This is a genomic window from Flavicella sediminum, assembly GCF_006381105.1.
GTDB lineage: Bacteria > Bacteroidota > Bacteroidia > Flavobacteriales > Flavobacteriaceae > Flavicella > Flavicella sediminum.
In genome coordinates this window covers 72,166-87,995 of sequence record NZ_VDET01000013.1, presented here as the reverse complement: position 1 = coordinate 87,995, position 15,830 = coordinate 72,166, and the positions used below count along the sequence as shown (strand labels likewise).

Here is a 15,830-nt window from a genome sequence, read left to right as displayed (position 1 = left end):
ATTAGAAACACTGTATGAAAAACGTAATAATTTCAGGAACTAGTAGAGGTATTGGATTTGAACTGGCACAACATTTTGCGAATAACAACTACCAAGTTTTGGCTTTGTCAAGAAACACAAGTACTTTAGAAGCTGTAAACCACCCAAACATACAAGTATTAGCAGCCGACTTGACAAATGAGAAGGATTTAGAAAAAGTGGCTTTTCATATAAAAGAAAATTTTAAACAAGTAGACATACTCATCAACAATGCAGGTAGTTTGATAAACAAACCTTTTGAAGAAACGACTACAGAAGATTTCTTAAAAGTATATGCTGTCAATGTTTTTGCGGTTGCTTCGCTTAGTAAAATTGTGGTTCCTTATATGCCTGCAAAAAGTCATGTAGTAACCATTAGTAGTATGGGCGGAATTCAAGGGAGCGTAAAATTTTCAGGCTTAGCAGCCTATAGCTCTTCCAAAGGAGCCGTTATTACTTTAAGTGAATTATTGGCCGAAGAATACCGCGCTAAAGGAATTGCTTTTAACGTATTGGCCATTGGCGCCGTACAAACAGAAATGTTAGAAGAAGCTTTCCCTGGTTACGAAGCTCCTTTGCAACCTAAAGAAATGGCAAACTATATTTTTGATTTTGCCACTACTGGAAATCAATTTTACAACGGTCGTGTTTTACAGGTTTCTAGCACTACACCTTAACAATTGATGAATTCTTAATTTTAAATAGTTCGTTTTTTTCGCAAAGAAGACAAACAAGCTATGGTAACCGAAACTACCTTTTGAAAGAAATACAAAATTTCATTCCAGAAACAGCCCTTCCAAGAGTTTTAGAACTTTTAGAAGCCCATGATTTTATTTTAAAGATTGTAAACAAAAGAGCCACAAAACATGGGGACTTCAGGAAATTACCCTCTGGAAAATATCAAATCACCATCAACAACAGTTTAAATCCGCACCAATTTTTATTGACCTTAATTCATGAAATTGCCCACCATGTGACCCATCAAAAATATGGACATGTAAAACCACATGGCAAGGAATGGAAATATACCTTTAAAGAATTGATGTTGCCTTTTGTACACCCTGAAGTATACCCAAACAACATATTGCCTCATTTAGCAAAATACCTAATCAACCCCAAAGCAAGTACCGATAGTGATGTACATTTATCATTAGCTTTAAAACAAGATTCCCGCGACTCAGATAAAAATTATATATTTGAATTAAGCCCAAATGACAACTTCCTTCTTAAGAAAAGGAAGTTCAAACTTCTAGAAAAAAAACGAACACGTTTTCTTTGTCTAGAGTTAGCAACAGGAAAAAAATATTTAATCAATCAGAATGCGGAAGTACTCTTAATTGCTTAACACTATAAAAAACTCATGGAAAACCCTCAAGACGAAAATTTAATCCAACAAAAGGAAGGGATAAAAAAAGATTTTAGTGATTTTTTACAAGGAATCAGAAAATTCTTAATTCAGCTTTTAGATATCCGTGAAGGAACCAATAAAGCAGAAACAATTCAACAAATAAAAGATGGCATCACCGTAAAAAGTCATACCGCTTGGATTTTAATTTTCTCTATTCTAATTGCCTCTATCGGACTAAATACGAGTTCTACCGCAGTGGTTATTGGCGCCATGCTTATCTCTCCTTTAATGGGACCTATTTTGGGGGTTGGACTTTCTATTGGTATTAATGATATTGACACCTTAAAACGATCCTTAGTCAATTTAGGCGTTATGGTTGGTTTAAGTTTACTTTCTTCGTTTATCTTTTTTAGCATTCCCTTATTTCAAGAAGCGACACCAGAATTATTAGCAAGAACCCAGCCCGATGTTCGAGATGTATTGATTGCCATTGCGGGTGGATTGGCCTTAATAATTTCTGTAAGTAGGCACAAGGTAATGACCAATACCATTGCCGGAATTGCCATTGCAACAGCCTTAATGCCTCCTTTATGTACCGCTGGTTATGGATTAGCCACGTGGAATTTAAAATTCTTTGGAGGCGCTATGTTTTTATTTACGATCAATGCTATATTTATTGCTTTGGCAACCTTTGTGGTTGTAAAATCCTTGCGATTTCCAATGGTACGCTATATTGATTCGGTTAAAAGAAAACGGATAGCCCAAATGGCATCTTTAGTAGCAATTGTTATTTTAGGCTTTAGTATTTATTTATTTTATGGTTTATTTCAGAAGAATAAATTCGATCAAAATGCACAAGAATTTATAACGGTATTAAAAGAAAAAACCGGAGCAGGAATTATCAACACCGAAATAGATTATCCAAAAAGAACAATTAAACTGGTGGTTCTTGGAAAAAACATTCAACAAGATGAATTGGCCATTTGGACTGAAAAACTACCCACATTTGACTTATTCAACACCCGATTAGAAATTCAGCAAGACAATGAAACTTCTAAATTATTAGATGAAATAAATACCATTAAAAGTTCTTACGTAAAAAATCAAGAATTGATTGCTACCAAAGAAGAAACGATCAATGAAAAAGACAAGACGATAAGAACTTTATTAAATGATTTAGAGAGAATACAAAAAAAACAAATTCCTTTTATTCAAGTGAGTCAGGAAGCAAAAATAAATTACGAAGAATTAAAAAATATCAGTTTTTCGAATGTTTTAAGTACCGATTTTACTCGAATTGATACCATTCCTGTTTTTCAAATTCAATGGAAAGATTCTATTGACAATACAGATTTAAAAGAACAACAATTAAAAAGATGGCTACAAACCAGATTGCAATTAGATAGCCTTCAACTTATTCGAAAATAACTATACAACTTTACATCCATTCTTATGAATCCGATACTAAGAAATATTCTCGCAGTAGTTTTAAGTTTGATCCTTGGAAGCGCTATCAATATGGGCGTTATTCTTGTTAGCAGCTCCATTATTCCACCACCAGAAGGCGTAGACAATACCACCATGGAAGGGCTTGCCGCAGGTATGCATTTATTTGAAGCCAAACATTTTCTATTTCCGTTTTTAGCACACGCCTTAGGTACACTTGTTGCTGCTACTTGTGTGCTAGCCATGGTAAAAAAACACCAACAAAAATTTGCTTATGGAATTGGATTTATTTTCTTGTTAGGTGGAATTTCTAATGTGCTTATGCTTCCCTCACCAACTTGGTTTGTAATAACCGATTTAAGCTTGGCTTACTTGCCTATAGCTTGGCTGTCAACAAAACTTATTTCTAAAAAATAATTAAACAGAAGTTTCTACTTCTACGCTTCATGAAAAAAATTTTATTACTCTCAGACACGCATAGTTTTATAGATGCACAAATATTAAAATACGTAAAACTAGCAGATGAAGTTTGGCATGTTGGTGATATTGGTCTTATTGAAGTTGCAGATAGTATAAAAGAATTAAAACCATTTAGAGCCGTTTATGGCAATATTGATGACAAAACGGTTCGAGCAGAATATCCTTTAGACGCTAAATTTATTGTAGAAGGTGTTTCGGTATGGATGACCCATATTGGAGGCTATCCTGATAAATACAACCAACGTATCCGAGAAGAACTAAAAGCAAATCCACCTAAATTATTTATTAGCGGGCACTCACATATTTTAAAAGTCCAGTACGATCAAAAACTAAATTTATTGCACATGAATCCCGGTGCCGCAGGAAAACATGGTTTTCATAAAGTAAGAACCATGCTTCGTTTTGAAATAGAAAAAGGAGACATAAAAAACTTAGAAGTTATTGAATTAGAGACAAGAGTTTAAAAAAATTATAAAATTCTATTCAACTTTTCGAACAGTTTCTTTTTCAGTTCTGTATAATTTACCACCATCTCTAAAGTAGATTCTCTATTGTCTGGATTGGAAATTTCGACAATCAATTCTTTAATTTTAAGCTCTATCAATACACGTCTTAAATTCAAAATTGCATCAGTAACCAATTTTGGAAGTACCTCTTCTTTTCCGGTAACATAAATATCTCTAGCCTCCCAATCGCTTAAAATATGCTTTTCATCATCCATTAAAATATCCGTAACCAATTGAGAAATATCGGGATCTTGGTGACTCGTTAGCTGTTCTATAGAAATACTTTGTTCTTGATTCAATCGGTTGATGATTTCCAAATAAATTTTCTGAAAATGAGGGTTTGTAAATTCTATTTCATCGTCTTGCAATTGCAAATACAATTCTTGTGAAACAAAATTTGAATACTCGTCCTTTACCATAACTACCTTTCCAAATTCATTGACTTCCTCTAACCAATCAATAAAATCGACTTGCGTATTTCCGTACAACAATAATATTTTGATAATCTCTCTTTCTAAAATGGCCAGCGTATCAATTTCTTTGGAAGTTTGCAAACCTGCATTTTTTCCTTTAGCTCCGCCTTCTTGGGAAATTCTGGCTTGGAAATATGCTTCTTGGTCTTCGCCTTCTCCTCCCGATTTTAGAGTACCTGAACTTGTCCCTAATCGTTGTTGTTGTCTTTCTTGTTGCTTTTGTTCTTGTTGTCTTTTTTGGTAAGCTTCACGTTCATTTTTCTTTCCAATTTGAGCCAATTCATTGAACAAAACCGTTTCGGAAATATCCATGATTCGAGAACATTCTTGTACATAAACTTCTCTTTGGATATTGTCAGGAATTTTAGAAATACTGGTCACAATATCTCGAATCAACCCTGCTTTTTTAACAGGATCATTTTTGGCTTCCTCCATTAACAGAGACACCTTAAAATTGATAAAATCTTTAGCGTTTACATCTAAATATTCTGTCAATTCTTCTTTAGATACTTTTTTAGAAAAACTATCTGGATCATCGCCTTCAGGAAAAATAAGCACTTTTACATTCATTCCCTGTTCCAAAATCAAATCAATACCTCGAATAGAAGCTCTAATTCCGGCAGCATCACCATCAAATAAAACCGTAATATTGGGTGTCAATCTTCTAATTAATCGAATTTGATCTGGTGTTAATGCAGTTCCAGAAGAAGCCACAACGTTTTCTACACCCGCTTGGTTCATGGAAATAACATCGGTATACCCTTCTACCAAAAAACAGCGATCTTCTTTGGCAATGGATTGCTTTGCATGGTAAATTCCATACAAAACTTTACTCTTATGGTAAATATCACTCTCTGGTGAATTTAAGTATTTGGCAGCTTTTTTATCAGCCGTTAAAATACGTCCACCAAAACCTAAAACACGACCACTCATACTTTGTATAGGAAACAACACACGCCCTTTAAAACGGTCAAATTGTTTGTTGTTATCCTTTACGATGGAAAGTCCTGTTTTGGCCAAATAATTTAAATCGTACCCTTTTCTAATGGCGGTATCTGTAAAGGCCGACCAGTCGTCTAAATTATATCCTAATTCAAACTTTTTAATCGTTTCATCTGTAAATCCACGTTCTTTAAAATAAGAGAGTCCAATAGCCTTCCCTTTGGGGTGATTTAATAAAATATCATGGTAATACTCTTTAGCGAAATTAGAAACCAAATACATACTTTCACGTTCATCAGCCGCTTCTTTCTGTTCATCGGTTTGCTCCTCTTCCTCTATTTCAATATTGTACTTTTTTGCTAAGTATCGAATTGCTTCTGGATAAGAAAAATGTTCATGTTCCATAAGGAAGGTTACAGAATTTCCTCCTTTTCCCGTACTAAAATCTTTCCAAATTTGTTTGACAGGAGACACCATAAATGAAGGAGATTTTTCATCCGTAAACGGACTTAAACCTTTAAAATTACTTCCCGCTTTTTTTAAGGTAACAAACTCACCAATAACCTCCTCAACACGGGCGGTTTCAAAAACACGATCTATGGTACTTCTTTGAATCATTTTATCAATTGCTCAAATTCGAGACTTACTTTTTTAAACAACAAAATTTAAAAAACTTTCTTTAATACTTTCTAATTGAAAGCTCAAAAAAACATTTTTTAAATTTTGTTTCGTGAGCGTAAATTACTTTACACTTATAAAAAGACAGCTTTAAGAAACTGCCTTTAATTTTTTAATGGTAGAATTGGTCAACTTCGTTTCAGCATATGCTCTACTTACACTAAATTCTTTTTGATCAGAACTTGGTAAATCAAACATGGCATCGGTTAAGATGGCTTCTAATAAAGATCTTAATCCACGAGCTCCTAATTTATATTCCAAGGCTTTTTCAACAATGTATTCCAAAGCTTCGTCTTCAATAGTAAAAGCAACACCATCCATTTCAAACAATTTAGTGTATTGTTTTATCAATGAATTTTTAGGTTCCGTTAAAATTGATCTTAAGGTTTCTGCATCCAACGGATTCATATAACTTAACACTGGCAAACGCCCAATAATTTCAGGAATTAAACCAAAAGTTTTTAAATCGCTAGGAATTACATATTGCAATAAGTTATCTTCATCAATTTTATCGTCAGAAACAGAGGCCGAATATCCAACCGCTTGTCGGTTTAATCGCGTACTAATATTTCTTTCAATTCCTGCAAAAGCACCACCTGCAATAAATAAAATATCTTTGGTATCTACTTCTACAAATTTTTGTTCAGGATGTTTTCTTCCTCCTTTAGGCGCAACATTGACCACCGTACCTTCTAATAATTTTAACAAGGCTTGTTGCACACCTTCACCAGAAACATCTCTAGTAATTGAAGGATTGTCACCCTTACGAGCAATTTTATCTATTTCATCAATAAATACAATTCCTCTTTGTGCTTTTTCAACATCATAATCGGCTGCTTGTAACAAACGGCTAAGAATGCTTTCTACATCTTCACCCACATACCCTGCTTGTGTTAAAACCGTAGCATCAACAATTGAAAAAGGAACGTTTAACATTCTTGCAATAGTTTTAGCAATCAGGGTTTTACCTGTCCCTGTTTGCCCTACCAAAATCATGTTACTTTTCTCGATCTCTACATCATTTGCATCGTCTTTGTCTTGTGTCAATCTTTTATAGTGATTGTAAACAGCAACGGCCATTGCTTTTTTTGTTTGATCTTGACCAATTATATATTGATCCAAAAACGCTTTAATTTCAATCGGTTTTTTCACCTTTAAATCTGAAACTGAAACATTTTCTTCCTGGTCTAAAATTTCTTCTAAAACAATTCCATGTGCTTGTTCAATACACTTATCGCAAATATGGGCGTCCATTCCTGCAATTAGTAAATCCGTCTCCACCTTCTTTCGTCCACAAAACGAACATTCTAAATTTTCTTCTTTCGACATTATTTTTAGTATCAAGTATTAAGTACCAAGTATTGAGATACGTCTCTTCACTATAGCAGCAATACTATTTATTTCTTGTTAAAATTTCATCAACCATTCCGTAAGCCTTCGCTTCGTCAGCTTTCATCCAGTAATCACGATCAGAATCAGCATGTACTTTTTCCATAGATTGACCTGAATGATTTGAAATGATTTCATACAATTCCGTTTTCAATTTCATGATTTCTCTTGCAGTAATTTCAATATCACTCGCTTGCCCTTGAGCGCCTCCTAAAGGTTGGTGAATCATGACTCTTGAATGTGGTAAAGCAGAACGTTTTCCTTTTTCACCAGCACACATTAAAACAGCACCCATTGAGGCTGCCATACCTGTACATATTGTTGCTACATCTGGCTTGATAAATTGCATGGTATCGTAAATTCCCAATCCAGCATAAACCCCACCTCCTGGAGAGTTGATATATATTGAGATATCTTTGGTTGCATCTACACTTTCTAAAAACAATAATTGTGCTTGTATAATATTAGCTACTTGGTCGTTAATACCCGTACCTAAAAAGATAATTCTATCCATCATTAACCTAGAAAAAACATCCATTTGAGTAATATTCATTTGGCGTTCTTCCATGATATAGGGAGTTACAGAACTTCTTATTTTATCATAGTGCATGCTGTTAATTCCATGATGTTTTGTTGCGTATTTTTCGAATTCTTTTCCGTAATCCATTTGAGTTCAGTTTTTAATTAAAGAGTGTAAAGGTAAAAAGATAATCGCTAAGTTGTACTATGGTTTCACATTTGAAATTCATCATTTTTCAACAAGATATCTCCTTCACTTGAAAAGCTGTAGTCGGACTAAAAACAAAGACCTTGCTTATTTTAATTAAAAAAGGTACTTATGATTTAGTAAGAATTGTATAAATTTACACCTGAAACCATACGAGTGGTTCTTAAAGAAGATTTTATGAAAAGAGAGTTTTTATATTTTTTGTTTGCTTTGGTATTTATTGCACCACTAACAATGAATGGACAACGTACAAAATTAGCCAACCCTTTTGAAAACAAAGGAACTATTGAAAATCGTTTTGATTATTTATACAAAACATCTACCAACTACCAAGAGTACAAGGTAATTACGAGAACCGGTTTTGTAGCCTTGCAAGAAAATGTTAAGGACACCATTTCATTTTTAAAAAATGATTTGACGGCAAACAGAAAAGCCATCTCCAAACAAAACGTAGAAATTGCGCAATTAAAAAAAGAATTACTTAATAAAAATAACGAATTAAATCTTGCGAAGACGGGACAAGACTCTATTGGCTTTTTAGGTGTTCAAATGAGTAAGAGAAATTACACGCTCATTATTCTTCTAATCATCACCGGTTTATTGGTGACTTCAGGTTTCTTTATTTTCAAATTTAAAAACAGTTTGGTTTTGACTAAAGAAGCGCAACAAATGTTAGACGAAACACAAAGAGAATTTGAAATTCACCAAAAGAAATCTTTAGAGCGCCAACAGGTTTTAAGTAGAAAATTACAGGACGAGATCAACAAAAATAAAAAAGACTAAAAATTTTATTTCTAGTTATTCATTTCTGAAAGACTTTAAACAGCTATTTTCTGTATGATTTTTACCACAAACAGAAAATAAAATTGGAGGATTTAGGAATCTCAAAAAAGTTAAAACTTAGAATAATAATAGTCTATCTTTGCAGCTTAATAGACACTTACTACAAAGATGCAATTTTCAGATTTAAAATTAAACACGCCTTTACTTAACGCTTTAGATGAATTAGGGTTCGATTACGCAACACCTATTCAAGAAAAAGCTTTCCCTGTAATTTTATCGGGAAAAGACATGGTTGGAATTGCCCAAACAGGAACGGGTAAAACATTTGCTTACCTATTACCTTTATTAAAGCAATTAAAATATTCTGAACAAAAACATCCAAGAATACTTATTGTAGTTCCTACTCGAGAACTAGTGATCCAAGTTGTTGCTGCCTTAAAAGACTTAACAACCTACATCAATACCCGAATTGGTGGTGCTTATGGAGGTGCTAATATCAACACTCAAAAACAAATGATTTTTGATGGTTTAGATATATTGGTGGCTACCCCCGGAAGATTGATTGATTTAGGCGTGAGTAAAGTTTTGAATTTGAAAAAAATTCAAAAATTAGTTCTAGATGAAGTCGATGAAGTTTTGAACTTAGGATTTAGACATCAATTGTCTATTGTTTTAGATTTACTTCCAGAAAAAAAACAAAGTATTCTATTCTCTGCTACCATGACAGAAGATGTAAAAGAAATTATTCAAACCTTTTTTAAGAATCCTGAATATGTTGAAATTGAAAGATCAGGAACACCGCTTGAAAAAATTGACCAAACCTTATATTATGCTAAGAATTTTTACACCAAAGTAAATTTGTTAACACATTTACTAGCGGACAAAGAAACATTTAGCAAAGTTTTAGTTTTTGTAAAAAACAAAAGAGTCGCAGATCGCTTGTTTACAGAAATTCAGAATACTACAGGAAGTTTAGACGGTTATTCTGTCATCCACTCTAACAAATCGCAAAACTACAGATTACAAGCTATTGCAGGCTTTCAAGAAGGAGAACATCGAATTTTAATTGCAACCGATGTTTTGGCTAGAGGTATTGACATCCAAGGAATCAGTCATGTAATTAACTTCGACACACCAAAAGATGCAGAAAACTACATCCATAGAATAGGACGTACAGGTAGAGCTGAAAATGAAGGAAATGCTATTTTATTTACCGTTGAACAAGACGAAGAAGTTTTGGCTTCTATTGAAGAATTAATGCAGTTTAAAATACCTGCATTAGATTTCCCTGAAGAAGTTCCTAGATCTTCTAAAATGACGGATGATGAAATTCCGAAAGAAGAAATAAAGCCTTACCAAAAGAAACGCTCAAAGGAATTTGCACCTGGTCCTGCTTTCCATGAAAAGAAAGAAAAAAATAAGAAAACCAATCAAGGTGGTTCTTACCGAAGAGAATTGGCTAAGAAATATAAAAAACCAAGAACTAGAGGACAAAAAAAATAGCGTTGAGTGTTGAGTGTTGAGTGTTGAGTGTTGAGTGTTGAGTAAAATTATTTTTTTAACTAAAAACTCAAAATTAAAAACTTAATGTCAATACATTGATTTCTTTTTTTATTTTTACCTGACACCTTTAAACGAAATTAACCTACTATTTTACGTATATATGGATCATTTTGATGTTGTTATTGTGGGAGGAGGAACCGCAGGCATACTACTTGCCAGAGAACTTGGAAAACAAAAACGAACAGTCCTGCTTTTGGACAGAAAAAAAGATTTAGTAAACTTCACTTTCAACACTCTTGGTAGTTTTATGAATCTTGATGATTTTGGTTTAACAGCAAATGTTGTCGCCCAAAATATTGATACAATTTCTTTTCATTCGAAAAACGTTCAACGCAAACTAAAATCAAATTTATACATCCTAGATAAAAAGAAAGTCCACGAAGAAATTATAGCTAAAATTGACACCAATTATGTTACAATTAAAACAGGTGTAGCTATCAGTAGCATTAACAAAGGCCAAGATGGTCAGTTTATCTCAGTATCTGACAAAAACAAAAATGACTATTTTGGCAAAATTTTTATTGATGCTTCAGGAACAAACGGAATTCTTAGTAAAAAGGTACAGCTCCAAAGTGACAAAACAGCCTTGGCAACTGGTGTAGAATACAATGTGAAATATTTAGGAAATTCAAGTGAAATGCACTTGCTAATTGGTAAGATTTATCAAGGTGGTTACGGATGGATTTTCCCGTTAAAAAACAAACGAGCCATTATTGGATTTGGTTCTTTCGACGACAAAGCAACGAAAGAATTAAAAATTCGTTTGAATAAAATTTTAGAATTCCCTAAAATCAAAAAATTAGTTCTAAAAGACAATGAAAAAGTTGAGGGCGGAAGTATTCCTATTACGCCTGTATTAGAAAAATTTGTTTTGAATAATTTAATTTGCGTTGGAGATAGTGTTTCTCAAGTAAACCCAATTGTTGGCGAAGGTTATAAGTTTATTTTTGAAGCAGCACTTATTGCCTCTAAAGCCATTGATAAAGCATTGGAAAAAGACAATATTTCTTATTTAGCAGAATACGAATCAGATTGGAAGGCAAGATTTCTTTTGAATTACCAGCGATCTAAGCGCGCACAAAATAAGTTTTTCAAATATTCTCAAAATGATTTTTTGATGGATTTTATTTTTTCAATTTCAAAATTCTTCTCTACAGAAAGAGCGATAAAATCACTTTCAGGTGAATACGGTTTAGAAAAAAAGCATTAGAAATAAAATAATTTCATGTTTTATAAAAAATAAATTAAATTCAAAAAAAAAGCGCTTTTTGGTCTCCCAAAAAGCGCTTCTTTATAATATCAAATATTCTTATTTGTATACTTCTTTTACGAAAGCTTCATAAGTAACTTCTTTTTCCTTAAAAGTAATATTCTCTTTGTAAAAAGCCAATAATTTTTGACTTACCAATTGTTCTTGCAAACGTTTAGCTTCGTCTTGATTACTTAACACTCTACCTGCAATTTCTTCTAATTCAGTTTCTTCTGGGTTTAAGTTTCCGTATTGTGCCATTTGAGATTTGATAAATCCTTTTGCATATTCCTTCAACTCAGCGTAATCCAATTTGATATCGTTAGAAGACATGATTTTTCCTTCGATTAATTGGTAACGTAAACCTTTTTCAGATTTTTCAAACTCTGCTTCTGCTTGTTCTGCAGAAATAGGATTTTCACCAGCAGTTGCTAACCATTTTTTCAAGAACTCAACAGGTAAATCAAATTTAGTATTCTCTACTAAATATTCAGTAACGCTGTTTAGTAATTGTTGTTCAGCTTGCATTTTAAACTGTCCTTCAGCATCTTCTTTGATCTTAGCTCTCAATTCTTCGGCAGTAGCAACATTTCCTTCTCCAAAGATTTTATTGAACAATTCTTGATCTAAATCAGCCAATTCTGTCAATGTAATTTCTTCAACAGTAAAAGTTAATTCAATTTCTAATCCTTCAATTTCATCATGAGACAAACCTAAAGCACCCATTAATTTATGGCTATCTTCAAATAATCCTTTTGATTTTAATTGAATTACATCACCAACTTTAGCGCCAATAAATTTCTTTAAATTCACTTTCCCTTTCAAGTCAGCTAAGCTAATTGTTGCTTTGTTTTCAATTTCTTTTTCAGCATTTACAAAAGTTCCTGCAACGTTCATTCCTTCAGCAACTTCTTCCTGAGGTACAACTTTACCAAAACGTGTTTGTAAATTTTCAACTTCCTTATCAATCAAACTATCTTCAGCAATAATGTTGTATTGCGTAATTTTTTTCTTAGCGCTTAAATCTACTTCAAAAGTTGGAGCCAATCCTAGTTCAAATTCAAAAGAAAAATCTTCTTTATCCCAAGAAAATTCTTCGTTTACTTTTGGCAATGGATTTCCTAAGATATCTAACTTTTCTTCAGTTAAATAGTTGTTTAAAGATTCTTGTAAAATCTTATTGATTTCATCAATCATGATTGATTTACCATACTGCTTCTTCACCATCCCCATTGGCACATGCCCTTTTCTAAATCCTGGGATATCCGCTTTTTTACGGTAATCTTGTAAAATTGATTCTACTTTTTCTTGATAGTCAGCAGCTGTAATATCAACTTTAACAACAGCATTTAACGAGTCTATACTTTCTTTTGTAATATTCATCTTGATTCTTTAGTATTTGAAATCCTTAAAAAATTGGGTGCAAAAATAACACTTTTTTATGAATTGAACAATCAATTAACGTGTTCTATTCCAAGTGTTTTGTTCATCTTCCTTAATGAGTGAAAACAATAACGTTCGAAAAACCCATAAAATGAAACTAAACAATAAGGCCGTAAAAAAGCCTGGCACATGAAAACCATCTACCAAACTACTGGCCATTAATATGATTGCTGCGTTGATTACAAACACAAACAACCCTAAACTTACTATGGTAACCGGTAAAGTTAAAACTAACAAAACAGGTTTAATAAAAGTATTTAACAAAGCCAAAACTGCAGCCACCCAAATAGCCGTTGTATAATTTACAACCGTTACAGAGGGTAAAATTACCGGTACCAAAAGCACCGCAATTCCGGTTAAAAGAATTTTTAATAATGTTTTCATCTTTCTAGTATTTATGTGAACACTAAAATGAGCGCGAAAACAATGCCGTGATCAAATATTAGTTGTGTTTTGACAAAAAGTCTTCTACTTCCTTTAAAAAGTCTGACGGATTTTCTGCATGCAACCAATGACCTGCATTTTTGACAGTAACAATTTCAGAATCAGAAAAATGAGCTTTTATCTGCCCTTCATCTTCTGCAGCAATATAGCCTGAATTTCCACCTTTTAAAAACAAGGTAGGTCCATCAAATTCAGCAAACGCAGGTAAAGGCTCTCCAACTTCACTATTATTTTCTGTCAAGCTTTCTAAGTTAAATCGAAATGCCAATTCTGTTTTGGTTTTTCTATAAATGTTTTTCAATAAAAACTGGCGAACACCTTCTTCATTGATGTAATTTTTTAACACCGCATCCACTTCGTTTCGTAACTTAATTTTAGAAAAATCAACAGCATTTAAAGCTTCTAATATTTGATGATGGTGTGGAGGATAATTTTTAGGAGCAATATCAGCCACCAATAAAGATTTCACTTTTTCTGGATAACTAACCGCAAATAACATCGCCGTTTTACCTCCCATAGAATGTCCTAATAAATGAACACTTTCTAACTTATAATGAGCTACATAATTTTTTAAATCTTCCACCAGCAATTCATAATCAAAATCATCAGAATGAAAACTTCTTCCATGATTTCGCTGGTCTATTAAATGCACCTCATACTTTTTTGACAAATTATTGGCTTGAGATTTCCAATTGTCGCCCATACCAAAATACCCATGCAAAATAAGTAGCGGCTGACCTGTACCTTGAATTTTAGAATGTAATAACTGCATTTTTAGTTTTTAGTTTTTAGTTTTTAGTTTTTAAAATTATCTAATTCGATTTAAACTCTAGAAATATGCTAAAAAAACTAAGCCTTTTTCAATTTGTACAAATACATATTCACCACATTTTCCAATCCTAAATACAACGATTCAGAAATCAATGCATGGCCAATAGAAACTTCTGCCAAATGCGGAATATTTTCTCCAAAAAACTGAATATTGTCCAAACTCAAATCGTGACCAGCGTTTACCCCCATTCCTAACTCATATGCCAACTGTGCTGCTTCAGCATAAGGCTTGATCGCATCGGTATTTCCTTTTGCATATTCCACAGCAAATTCTTCCGTATACAATTCAATTCTATCCGTTCCAGTTGTCGCTGCAGCTTTAATCATCTCCAAATTTGGATCAATAAATATTGAAGTACGTATCCCTGCTGCTTTAAATTCCGCGACAATCTTTTTTAAATATTCCTGATTTTTAATTGTATCCCAACCCGCATCAGAAGTAATATTGTCATCACCATCAGGAACTAAAGTTACTTGCGTTGGCTTAATTTTCAAGACCATTTCCTTAAAAGAATCGATAGGATTTCCTTCTATGTTGTATTCCGTGCTTACCAAATCTTTTAAATCGTAGGCATCTTGGTAACGAATATGTCTTTCATCTGGTCTAGGATGAATGGTAATTCCTTCTGCTCCAAAAGACTCAATATCAGCAGCCACTTTTAATAAATTGGGTGTATCTCCTCCTCTAGAATTTCTTAAAGTAGCAATCTTATTTATGTTTACACTTAATTTAGTCATCTCAAATATTTTTTCCGTCTTCCTGTATATAACTCAAGACTTTTTTAAAAATGCGAAAATACATCATTTTAAAGGAAATTTGTTTATTTTGCATAAAATGAATTTTCGAGATGAACCTTGCTGATTACATACAAAAAGACCTAAATCCAATTACTCTAGAGCTAACTATTGCTGAAGTAAAAAATAGATTTATCCAAATAAGACACAGTCACTTACCTGTTGTTGAAGACAAGCGATTGATTGGATTGATTGCAGAAAGCGACCTTGTGACTTTAGAAGAAGACAGCAAGGAAGTTGCCGATTTCACTTATCTTTTTGAATCCTTTTTTGCTACAGAAGAAGATGATTGGATTAATTTATTACACCTTTTTGCGCGTAATGAAAGCAACCTATTACCTTTACTTGACACCAATAAGTACTACATTGGCTATTACGATTTAAACGACGTATTGCTATTTTATTCGGACACCCCTTTCTTAAACGAAGAAGGCATTGTGCTTGTGGTTGAAAAAGACAACCTGCACTACAATTTTAGTGAAATAGCACAAATAGTAGAGACAAATAACGGTAAGTTATTAGGCTCATTAATTACGGAAACAACACAAAGCAACACCCAAATAACCCTGAAAATAAAATCAGAAAGCATCAATGAAATTATTCAATCTTTTAGAAGGTATGAATACCGAATTGTTAGCAAACATAGAGACGATTCTTATTTAGAAGATTTAAAAAATAGATCGGAATACTTACAGAAGTACCTGAATGTTTAAAG

Annotated in this window: 16 protein-coding genes; 9 read left to right on the top strand and 7 right to left on the bottom strand. The window is 33.1% G+C overall.

Going from position 1 to position 15,830, the window contains the following annotated elements; all coding sequences use genetic code 11:
- Window positions 1-14: 14 nt before the first annotated feature.
- The 5 genes from FGM02_RS12165 to FGM02_RS12145 all read left to right on the top strand — a co-directional run bounded on the left by FGM02_RS12165 (window position 15) and on the right by FGM02_RS12145 (window position 3,756).
- The gene (locus FGM02_RS12165) at window positions 15-695 is read left to right on the top strand and encodes an SDR family NAD(P)-dependent oxidoreductase (protein WP_139958651.1); all 681 of its coding nucleotides are present in this window, start codon (window positions 15-17) and stop codon (window positions 693-695) included.
- Window positions 696-775: 80 nt separating this feature from the next.
- Window positions 776-1,363, top strand: a complete 588-nt coding sequence (locus FGM02_RS12160; RefSeq protein ID WP_139958650.1) for a SprT-like domain-containing protein — start codon at window positions 776-778, stop codon at window positions 1,361-1,363.
- Window positions 1,364-1,378: 15 nt separating this feature from the next.
- Window positions 1,379-2,794: a DUF389 domain-containing protein gene (locus tag FGM02_RS12155; RefSeq protein ID WP_139958649.1), complete on the top strand. Its 1,416-nt coding sequence runs from the start codon at window positions 1,379-1,381 to the stop codon at window positions 2,792-2,794.
- 24 nt (window positions 2,795-2,818) lie between these two features.
- The gene (locus FGM02_RS12150) at window positions 2,819-3,229 is read left to right on the top strand and encodes a hypothetical protein (protein WP_139958648.1); all 411 of its coding nucleotides are present in this window, start codon (window positions 2,819-2,821) and stop codon (window positions 3,227-3,229) included.
- A gap of 29 nt (window positions 3,230-3,258) precedes the next feature.
- Window positions 3,259-3,756, top strand: a complete 498-nt coding sequence (locus FGM02_RS12145; RefSeq protein ID WP_139958647.1) for a metallophosphoesterase family protein — start codon at window positions 3,259-3,261, stop codon at window positions 3,754-3,756.
- Between the two features lie 5 nt (window positions 3,757-3,761).
- On the opposite strand, the gene dnaG is transcribed toward FGM02_RS12145, so the two are convergent.
- The 3 genes from dnaG to clpP form a co-directional block, all read right to left on the bottom strand.
- The gene (gene dnaG / locus FGM02_RS12140) at window positions 3,762-5,831 is read right to left on the bottom strand and encodes a DNA primase (protein WP_139958646.1); all 2,070 of its coding nucleotides are present in this window, start codon (window positions 5,829-5,831) and stop codon (window positions 3,762-3,764) included.
- 150 nt (window positions 5,832-5,981) lie between these two features.
- Window positions 5,982-7,220 (bottom strand): ATP-dependent Clp protease ATP-binding subunit ClpX, encoded by a 1,239-nt coding sequence (gene clpX / locus FGM02_RS12135; RefSeq protein WP_139958645.1) that lies wholly within the window; start codon window positions 7,218-7,220, stop codon window positions 5,982-5,984.
- Window positions 7,221-7,284: 64 nt separating this feature from the next.
- Window positions 7,285-7,947, bottom strand: coding sequence for an ATP-dependent Clp endopeptidase proteolytic subunit ClpP (gene clpP, locus FGM02_RS12130; RefSeq protein WP_139958644.1), 663 nt, complete (start codon window positions 7,945-7,947; stop codon window positions 7,285-7,287).
- Window positions 7,948-8,184: 237 nt separating this feature from the next.
- Here clpP and FGM02_RS12125 point away from each other — a divergent pair, with 237 nt between their 5' ends.
- The 3 genes from FGM02_RS12125 (at window position 8,185) to FGM02_RS12115 (ending at window position 11,563) form a co-directional block, all read left to right on the top strand.
- Window positions 8,185-8,790, top strand: coding sequence for a tRNA (guanine-N1)-methyltransferase (locus FGM02_RS12125; protein WP_139958643.1), 606 nt, complete (start codon window positions 8,185-8,187; stop codon window positions 8,788-8,790).
- A gap of 168 nt (window positions 8,791-8,958) precedes the next feature.
- Window positions 8,959-10,293 carry a DEAD/DEAH box helicase gene (locus tag FGM02_RS12120; RefSeq protein ID WP_139958642.1) on the top strand — a complete coding sequence of 445 codons (1,335 nt, stop codon included), beginning with the start codon at window positions 8,959-8,961 and terminating at the stop codon, window positions 10,291-10,293.
- A gap of 160 nt (window positions 10,294-10,453) precedes the next feature.
- Window positions 10,454-11,563 (top strand): lycopene cyclase family protein, encoded by a 1,110-nt coding sequence (locus FGM02_RS12115; protein WP_139958641.1) that lies wholly within the window; start codon window positions 10,454-10,456, stop codon window positions 11,561-11,563.
- Window positions 11,564-11,662: 99 nt separating this feature from the next.
- Here FGM02_RS12115 and tig read toward each other — a convergent pair whose 3' ends face one another.
- The 4 genes from tig to FGM02_RS12095 form a co-directional block, all read right to left on the bottom strand.
- Window positions 11,663-12,985 carry a trigger factor gene (tig, locus tag FGM02_RS12110; protein ID WP_139958640.1) on the bottom strand — a complete coding sequence of 441 codons (1,323 nt, stop codon included), beginning with the start codon at window positions 12,983-12,985 and terminating at the stop codon, window positions 11,663-11,665.
- Between the two features lie 75 nt (window positions 12,986-13,060).
- A complete protein-coding gene (locus FGM02_RS12105; protein ID WP_139958639.1) occupies window positions 13,061-13,429 on the bottom strand; it encodes a phage holin family protein in 369 nt (122 codons plus the stop codon).
- 58 nt (window positions 13,430-13,487) lie between these two features.
- The gene (locus FGM02_RS12100; RefSeq protein WP_139958638.1) at window positions 13,488-14,261 is read right to left on the bottom strand and encodes an alpha/beta fold hydrolase; all 774 of its coding nucleotides are present in this window, start codon (window positions 14,259-14,261) and stop codon (window positions 13,488-13,490) included.
- Between the two features lie 77 nt (window positions 14,262-14,338).
- A complete protein-coding gene (locus FGM02_RS12095) occupies window positions 14,339-15,058 on the bottom strand; it encodes a pyridoxine 5'-phosphate synthase (protein ID WP_139958637.1) in 720 nt (239 codons plus the stop codon).
- A gap of 110 nt (window positions 15,059-15,168) precedes the next feature.
- Between FGM02_RS12095 and FGM02_RS12090 the strand changes: the two genes are divergently transcribed.
- Complete coding sequence (locus FGM02_RS12090) at window positions 15,169-15,828, top strand: CBS domain-containing protein (RefSeq protein WP_139958636.1); 660 nt, start codon at window positions 15,169-15,171, stop codon at window positions 15,826-15,828.
- Window positions 15,829-15,830: the final 2 nt, after the last annotated feature.

What these genes read in the sequence shown, in the direction of transcription:
- FGM02_RS12115 (WP_139958641.1), top strand. Translation starts at nt 10,454, where the DNA reads ATGGATCATTTTGATGTTGTTATTGTGGGAGGAGGAACCGCAGGCATA.
- FGM02_RS12125 (WP_139958643.1), top strand. Translation starts at nt 8,185, where the DNA reads ATGAAAAGAGAGTTTTTATATTTTTTGTTTGCTTTGGTATTTATTGCA.
- dnaG (WP_139958646.1), bottom strand. Translation starts at nt 5,831, where the DNA reads ATGATTCAAAGAAGTACCATAGATCGTGTTTTTGAAACCGCCCGTGTT.
- FGM02_RS12145 (WP_139958647.1), top strand. Translation starts at nt 3,259, where the DNA reads ATGAAAAAAATTTTATTACTCTCAGACACGCATAGTTTTATAGATGCA.
- tig (WP_139958640.1), bottom strand. Translation starts at nt 12,985, where the DNA reads ATGAATATTACAAAAGAAAGTATAGACTCGTTAAATGCTGTTGTTAAA.
- FGM02_RS12100 (WP_139958638.1), bottom strand. Translation starts at nt 14,261, where the DNA reads ATGCAGTTATTACATTCTAAAATTCAAGGTACAGGTCAGCCGCTACTT.
- FGM02_RS12165 (WP_139958651.1), top strand. Translation starts at nt 15, where the DNA reads ATGAAAAACGTAATAATTTCAGGAACTAGTAGAGGTATTGGATTTGAA.
- clpX (WP_139958645.1), bottom strand. Translation starts at nt 7,220, where the DNA reads ATGTCGAAAGAAGAAAATTTAGAATGTTCGTTTTGTGGACGAAAGAAG.
- FGM02_RS12095 (WP_139958637.1), bottom strand. Translation starts at nt 15,058, where the DNA reads ATGACTAAATTAAGTGTAAACATAAATAAGATTGCTACTTTAAGAAAT.
- FGM02_RS12155 (WP_139958649.1), top strand. Translation starts at nt 1,379, where the DNA reads ATGGAAAACCCTCAAGACGAAAATTTAATCCAACAAAAGGAAGGGATA.
- FGM02_RS12090 (WP_139958636.1), top strand. Translation starts at nt 15,169, where the DNA reads ATGAACCTTGCTGATTACATACAAAAAGACCTAAATCCAATTACTCTA.
- FGM02_RS12150 (WP_139958648.1), top strand. Translation starts at nt 2,819, where the DNA reads ATGAATCCGATACTAAGAAATATTCTCGCAGTAGTTTTAAGTTTGATC.
- clpP (WP_139958644.1), bottom strand. Translation starts at nt 7,947, where the DNA reads ATGGATTACGGAAAAGAATTCGAAAAATACGCAACAAAACATCATGGA.
- FGM02_RS12105 (WP_139958639.1), bottom strand. Translation starts at nt 13,429, where the DNA reads ATGAAAACATTATTAAAAATTCTTTTAACCGGAATTGCGGTGCTTTTG.
- FGM02_RS12120 (WP_139958642.1), top strand. Translation starts at nt 8,959, where the DNA reads ATGCAATTTTCAGATTTAAAATTAAACACGCCTTTACTTAACGCTTTA.